General features: G+C 58.7%; 1 pseudogene. It reads right to left on the bottom strand.

Going from position 1 to position 276, the window contains the following annotated elements:
* Positions 1-121: 121 nt before the first annotated feature.
* A pseudogene (locus ADK28_RS29660) lies at positions 122-276 on the bottom strand (type VI secretion system tube protein Hcp); the annotation flags it as partial.

Genomic DNA, 276 nt, shown 5'->3' with positions numbered 1-276 from the left:
TGGCTACCGCACGCCCGGCTTTCACCGTTCGGGGGTCAATGTATCGTCTCAGTGTTCAGGTCTGACCGGTGCCACACCTCAGCACTGAATAACCCGGGCCAGCGCCCGGGCGGTATAAGGGTTATGCGGCAACCGGCTTGCGCCAGTCATCGCTGCCGGACGAGCCGGATTTTAGGTGATCCCAGGTGATTTTGCGGTAGGCCAGCGAGACTTCGACAAGCTGGGTGAAGTCCGATTTCGCTGCATCCTGGCAATGCGGCATATGCAGGTTAATAT

Source organism: Serratia sp. 506_PEND (assembly GCF_001076875.1).
GTDB classification, from domain to species: Bacteria; Pseudomonadota; Gammaproteobacteria; order Enterobacterales; family Enterobacteriaceae; genus Serratia; species Serratia marcescens.
This window is presented reverse-complemented; position numbering and strand designations above follow the sequence as displayed.